This is a genomic window from Vibrio sp. PID17_43 (genome assembly GCF_002608565.1).
Classification (GTDB): domain Bacteria; phylum Pseudomonadota; class Gammaproteobacteria; order Enterobacterales; family Vibrionaceae; genus Vibrio.
In genome coordinates, this window is record NZ_LIXM01000002.1 from 233,805 (window position 1) to 240,271 (window position 6,467).

The following is a 6,467-nucleotide window of genomic DNA, read 5'->3' on the forward strand; positions in this document are numbered from 1 at the left end:
TTTGTCACTCGTTACTTAACGTAAGGCGGTGACATTTCATGGCTCACCACACGTGGTGAACGTTCTAAAATACCCGTATTCTTCGCCGCTTCTGCACCTAGGAATGTGGTATTGGTACGTGAACCTTGTGCATCGTATTTGGCGATATCAGACAACTTCACCATGTAACCTGTTACGCGAACCAAGTCATTTGACGCAACGTTTGCCGTGAACTCACGGTAACCTGCGTTGAGCGCGCCTTTACAAAGGTTGAACATCGCTTCCGGGTTTGATTTCACCGTTTCGTCGATGGTCAAAATGTCGCTGATGCCAGAACGGTAGTACTGGTGATGCCCTGCCGTTGCTTGCACGTAAGAGACAGGATCCGGCTCGTTGCCGTAAGGAATACGAACGCCCGGAGTAACATCCAAATCAAGGCTAATGCCGCCCTGTGCATGCAGTAGCGCTTTGCCGTCTAAACCAAACTTCACAGGCGTACTTTCTACTAGCTCCGACAATTTAGCTGAGATTGCGTGGCCCAATTCGTTCGCTGTTGCATCTTGACCGTAACGGCTCGTATTGCCCTCTTTCTGTAGCAATACGTTTACCGCTTCTGCCATGCCGTAAATACCATACATTGGCGCAAAACGAGACTCTTCAATCAAACCTTCTTGTGTTAGGAAGCCTTTAAAGAACTCAGATTTCTCATGCAGGTGTGAAGCACGGGCATCCATGAGCTCAACCATCAAACCGTGGTATTCCGGCAGCACGTTGTTGAAGAAATCGTCACAGTTGTCTGAACGATTCGCCGCTTCTTTAAGATTCATACGCACAAGTGTGTTTGAACCACCAGCCAATGGCAGAGAGTTGTAGCAGCTCACGATACCAAAGCGACCACCTTCGTACGCGTTTGCATGCATTGGGTAATTCGCGATGTGTGGCTTGCTGCACTCACAAATGTTTTGTGTTGCTTGTTTTAGCAGATCGTCTGGTGTTACTCCTTCGTCGTACATGAACGTTAAGTTTGGCGCGATCTGTTTTAGCTCAGCGTCTACTTTCAAAATCGTACGACAAATAATGTTGTCCGTCGGACCAATGTTCACGTGCATAAACGCATCGGGCAATGTGCGATCAAGCATGACCCAAAAGTGTTTTAGCTTTTTGTAGACTTGCTCGTCAGTAAGGCCACCGACGTAAGGCATAAGCACATCATCAAGTTGACCAAGGTACACTGGGATGTTAGTTACCGAAGGCACATGATGGTAAATGATGGTCAACATGTTGATTGCATCATCAAAATCTTCTGCTGGATCTAACTCCAAGTATTCAGAGCCTTGAGAAAGAAATTTTGCGTAATCTGGCAAAACATAACGCGGCTTAAACGGCGCATGACCTTCAAACATGTCACATATGACGCCTTGCTGCATTGCTTGGCTTACCTCGTCAGAGACAGTCATATATGGAATAGTCGCTTCAGCTTCCAAAGCAAGAAAGTTCGATTTCTGTTTTGGAGATAAGTTGCTATCTGTCGCGATAGCTAGGAAACGCTGCTGAAGATCGGAAAGGCTTTGAGTCATCTAAGATGTTCCTGGAGAAAATACAACGAATGCCCCCCTTTCAAGTCTATACCTCGAAAGAGTGACTTGTATTCTACGCTTGAGAAGTCTTTGCCACTAATGAAAAAAACAAAACGGGTAATTTCCATTTTGGAAATAACAACTTCCTAATTTGGCTAAGACTGAATGCGTTAGCTAAATTATACTTCTTTTAGCTTCGATGCGCTGTCGACAGCATCACGCCCGCACTGATGAAGACACCCCCCGTCAGGCGATTGAATAACTTCGCTCGTCCTTTCGCAAATAGCCAATCCGATGTTCTCACCCCTAGCAAACCATAGAAGGTCAACCAACTCAGTTCGAACACTACAAAGGTACTGGCAAAGACAATGTACTGTGTGATTAACGATGCAGAAGGGTCGATGAACTGAGGAAACAGCGCAGTGAAAAAAACGATGGCTTTTGGGTTACTCGAACCAACAATAAAACCACTGGTAAACGCGCTTAAGTAATTTGAAGAAGATCGCTCAGGTTGCGCTTGCGAGAAGTCAGTTTGTTTTGAGCGCAGTGCTTGGATACCAAGCCAAATAAGATACGCAGCGCCACACCATTTGATGATGTTAAAGGCCAACTCCGAAGAAGCGATTACGACGCCGAGGCCAGTAAAAGATAAGGTAAGGATGATAGTAATTGCGATCAAACTGCCAAGAGCGGTCGCAAAAGCATAGCGAAATCCGCTACTGACCCCTTTGCTCAGACAAAGTAGTGAACTAGGACCCGGAGAGGCAGTAAGAACCAATATGGCTAGCGTGTAATAAATCCATGTATCCAGTTGCATTGGCATTCCCTTCCAATCCGTTATGTACTGTACTCAAGTTACGGTTACTAACCTCTAAGTACGACCATTTTTCTGTCCTTAAACGCAGAGCAATCAACAAACTTAGCGCTAGTAATCTGGAGTAATCGCGCCTAACCAGTGCAGTTACAATGCGATTAGTTATGCACTAAAAATACTGACATTATGCAACCATGTAAAGAGATAAGTTAGCCCTTCATAACTCAATCATAAAAAGGTTGGGGATCAACTTCTAACGTGGATGGGGCGATTGCTTTTTCGATCGCATAGGCACTGTTTTTCAAATCCACCATCGCAACATCAATATAACGGTTAAACTTGCGAGAATAGAAACACTTAATAATTGGCTTTAGTGGCTGTAATGAATTTGACGTCCAGACGATACCCACTCGACCATCGTTAAGTTGGACAATGGAGCCGACGGGATACATACCAATACAATTAATAAACTTATAGACAAGATCCGCATCGAGATGAAATGGCGTAAGACTTAACAGGATTTTGAACGCTTCCGCAGAACTCATCCCTTTCTTGTAAACTCGCTCCGCTGTTAATGCATCGTAAATATCGACAATACAACTCATTCGCCCATGAACAGGGATTTGCTCACCAGCTAGGCCACGTGGATAACCTTTGCCATCCAGTTTTTCATGGTGCATTAAGCAAACATCACGACTGATTTCGCTCACCCCTTTAACCCCAAGTATTATTTTTCTCGCATACACCTGGTGCAGCTTCATGTGCTCAAATTCTTCTGGCGTTAACCGAGCAGGTTTATGCAAAATCTCATCATCAATTTTTATCTTGCCGATATCATGAATAATCCCACCAACGGCCAGCTGTTTTAAGGTATCTTTATCCAATCCTAGATGCTTACCAAATGTAACCAGCAGACAAGCCACATTCACTGAGTGCTCAAGCAAGTAAGAATCTTTTTTGCGCAGTGCGGAAACACATTGAAGTGCATCCGAATCGATAAACACGCTGTCAATCATGTCGTCAGCCCACGATTCAATCTCATCGACTTCAATAAGCTTGCCTTCAAACGTCTGATTGAGCAGTTTTTGTGCTAACCCCTTAGCCTCTGCAATGAGTTTTTTGGCACGCTTATGCTGAGCTTCACGAGAACGAAACGCACGCTTAATTTTTGAGGTGGCGATGACTTCTGATGCACCCAGTGTCACATCGTGCTCTTCTTCGACGGGTTTAAACACGCACCCTTGGGCAGAGAGTTTTTGATCAACCCAAACGTACTTAATGCCGCCCGATTTTAACTTTTGAATACCTTGTAATGAGGAGACGCGGCCAGCATTCGCTAAGTTGACTCGCTTACTCTGTTGGATCGAGGTGACGAACATGCCAATACTCAAATCTGCGATCGCTATTTTTATCGATTCTTCTGTTTTGTACTGCATGCCGGCATATTCATTAAACGCTAAAATAATAAAAATGGATTATAAGAGATAAGACTATTCACTGTTACAAAAATTTGAAATTTATGCGCCTTCAATCAAATATTGGGCAAATTACGTACCACTTGTCCCTTTTATTTTTAAGGACTTAGACTCAGCACACATTAACCCGCATGAATTTTCAAAATTTTGTGGCACAAATCAACAACAACTTTGAATAAATAGTATCTAATGCTGAATGCACTTAAAAACGCAGAAAATCAAATCCATTGCGCTATAACAACTATTTATAACACTTGAAAACGTGAATCTCATAATAGACCGCACCCAATGGCACACTGTATAAATATGTCATTTACGCTTGGATCGATTATGTTATTCGTTCCTCAAGGAGGTTACGATGTGGAGAAATATCTAGACCATCAAGGTGAATGTAGCTGTCTCCGAGTATAATCGTGAGTCTCTTCCGGTTCTCGAAGTAAACCTAAAACAATGGCTAAACTCGGTTCTCTAAATCACGTTCAATGATAAGTGCCAGCTGTTATACATTAAGCTGTTCAATCAACATCTCCCTCGGCAAAAGGCATATTACGAACCGTTGCCAAGGAAGCGCACATTAGCGAAGATGATCAAACACGACATTTTGCTCGAGGTGAGCATGATATTGAGTGTAATCCAACCCCATCTCAAATATGTATTTCGTCACCAAATTCCGCACCCACTCTACTAATTGGCCAGCCTGCCAAGGCTTTTCAACATATCGATCAATGCCCGCTAAGTCGATAGGATTTATGATATCAGTATGAATGGCCTGTCCAGTGAACAGAACTTTGCTAGTACGTAGAAAGCGGCTGTCTTGGGATATCTCGTTCAGCAATCCGCTTCACTATTGACAGCCCTAGCCCAAAAGAGACAGTGTGCCATTGACGTACCCAGTGCCGCCATGATTGGCATCAGCAAGTTTGCTGTCGCAGTCTGAGACATAACATTAGCCATCAGCAAACGTAATATACACAATGATTTCTTTTTTTTCAGTAATTTACTCTTAACATTGAGATCGACTTTGGTTTGTTCTGCTTTGTAAAGCGAGCCGATTAATAACCAAATTAATGTTATGATCACGACCACAAATGGCACGCCAAAAACCGCGATAATAGGCGTTAAGATCGAACGCATCATCGCTATTGTTGCCATGTAAGACATGAACATCGAGAAAATCGCAGTGATCAGCATTAAGCCTAACATGACGTATTTTGGGTTAAGCTTAGACAAGTGTTCAAATAACGACCATGATCCTTTGATGGTTTTTTTGTGCTGTTTGTGCTGTTTATTTTGATAGCTAACTGACTGATTGACCATAAAGGGATTAATGAACGCCATTTTTTTTGAGAAAGTCTTTGAAGGTTTAGATCAGCATTGTATCATCTGATTATTTTTAAATGGTAAATGGAGTTGCTTGTGAAGGGCGTTACTATAAAAAATTTTTTACGAAGATTTGATAAATACCGCAAATCAAAAATGGAAAAGCTGGAGGGGTTCTTTCATAAGCTTATTAGAAATAACCGCTATTGTCAGTCTGAGCTATTACCAGTATCAGAAGTCAAACGTATTTTGATTTTGCGCAATAACACTCGAATTGGTAATGCATTATTTCTAGTCCCTTTTGTTCGCCAAGTAAGAGAAATCTTTCCTGATGCACATATTACATTAATGCTACACAATGAATTCTTAGGGCAGATATTCACCAACTTAGATGTTGATGAGATTTGTTATAGCCGATTGAGTTTTAAGCATAGTATCCAAAGCCTCAGTTTGATTCGAAAGTTAAAAAAAACAACGTTTGATATTATTTTTTCCCCGTATAGTTCGTCAGAAGATGCTGCCATTTGCGCTATAGTTCCAGCTATCAACAAAATTGGTAGGGCAAGTAAAACGAAAAGCAATGCTTTTACTCATACATTTGAGGGTTCAGGTGAAAAGAAACATTCTGCCCTAACGAGCCTCTACTTGTTACCAAAAGCTGGTTTTGCATTGCATCCTGTTAATCATACTATTGAGTTGAGTTCAGAAGAACTGATCGCTGGTAAGAATGAGTTTAATCAAATTAAGTCTTCAGAAAAAACTGTACATATCGCTTATTTTCGTGGGGCTAGAGGAGATAAATTACTCCCTGAATCTTACTGGCGTAAGTTAATTGAACGTATTGAATCTGAGGTTGTTGAAAGCATTGAATGGGTGGAAGTTTTAAGTCCAGACATACCAGAGCCTTTAATTAACAAGGTAAATACGTTTTATTCACCTAATATACGACATCTTGCTAGTTTTTTAACCAATGTGGATGCCTTTATTTGCTGTGATACAGGGCCGCTTCATCTTGCTGATGCAGCTAGTGCTCGGTGCATTGGACTTTATAATAAAACGGATACGATAACATTTGGCTTATTAAATAAGCAGAGTGTTTGCATAACTGACATCGACGGATTTGATGTAACACAAGCGTTAGGTATGACGAACGATGATTATATAGCCAGCGATGTGAGAATATAACGTAATGCTGTCAACGCCAGTTTAAATTTGATCCACTTATCGACGTTATCGCCGAAGTAAAACTGACCCACCCACGTTATTAACTCTTGTTTCCAGATAGACTTTCTAGAACCGCTG

General features: G+C 41.9%; 4 protein-coding genes and 2 pseudogenes. 1 reads left to right on the forward strand and 5 read right to left on the reverse strand.

The genetic code is table 11. From position 1 onward, the window contains the following. Positions 1–11: 11 nt before the first annotated feature. The 5 genes and pseudogenes from AK965_RS02570 to AK965_RS02590 form a co-directional block, all read right to left on the reverse strand. On the reverse strand, positions 12–1,556 hold the full coding sequence (locus AK965_RS02570; RefSeq protein WP_099078134.1) for a YjjI family glycine radical enzyme: 1,545 nt from the start codon (positions 1,554–1,556) through the stop codon (positions 12–14). A 190-nt stretch (positions 1,557–1,746) separates the two neighbouring features. Then, positions 1,747–2,373: a LysE family translocator gene (locus tag AK965_RS02575; RefSeq protein ID WP_099078146.1), complete on the reverse strand. Its 627-nt coding sequence runs from the start codon at positions 2,371–2,373 to the stop codon at positions 1,747–1,749. A 221-nt stretch (positions 2,374–2,594) separates the two neighbouring features. Next, entirely contained in the window at positions 2,595–3,806 is a 1,212-nt protein-coding gene (locus tag AK965_RS02580) for an HD-GYP domain-containing protein (protein WP_099078135.1), read from the reverse strand. 613 nt (positions 3,807–4,419) lie between these two features. Further along, a pseudogene (locus tag AK965_RS02585) lies at positions 4,420–4,680 on the reverse strand (response regulator); the annotation flags it as partial. Positions 4,681–4,721: 41 nt separating this feature from the next. After that, positions 4,722–5,069 (reverse strand): annotated as a pseudogene (locus AK965_RS02590) (hypothetical protein); the annotation flags it as partial. Positions 5,070–5,261: 192 nt separating this feature from the next. Between AK965_RS02590 and AK965_RS02595 the strand changes: the two are divergent. Then, positions 5,262–6,350 carry a glycosyltransferase family 9 protein gene (locus AK965_RS02595; RefSeq protein ID WP_172438046.1) on the forward strand — a complete coding sequence of 363 codons (1,089 nt, stop codon included), beginning with the start codon at positions 5,262–5,264 and terminating at the stop codon, positions 6,348–6,350. Positions 6,351–6,467: the final 117 nt, after the last annotated feature.

Coding starts and splice junctions, on each gene's coding strand:
- AK965_RS02570 (WP_099078134.1), bottom strand. CDS start 1,556: ATGACTCAAAGCCTTTCCGATCTTCAGCAGCGTTTCCTAGCTATCGCG.
- AK965_RS02575 (WP_099078146.1), bottom strand. CDS start 2,373: ATGCAACTGGATACATGGATTTATTACACGCTAGCCATATTGGTTCTT.
- AK965_RS02580 (WP_099078135.1), bottom strand. CDS start 3,806: ATGCAGTACAAAACAGAAGAATCGATAAAAATAGCGATCGCAGATTTG.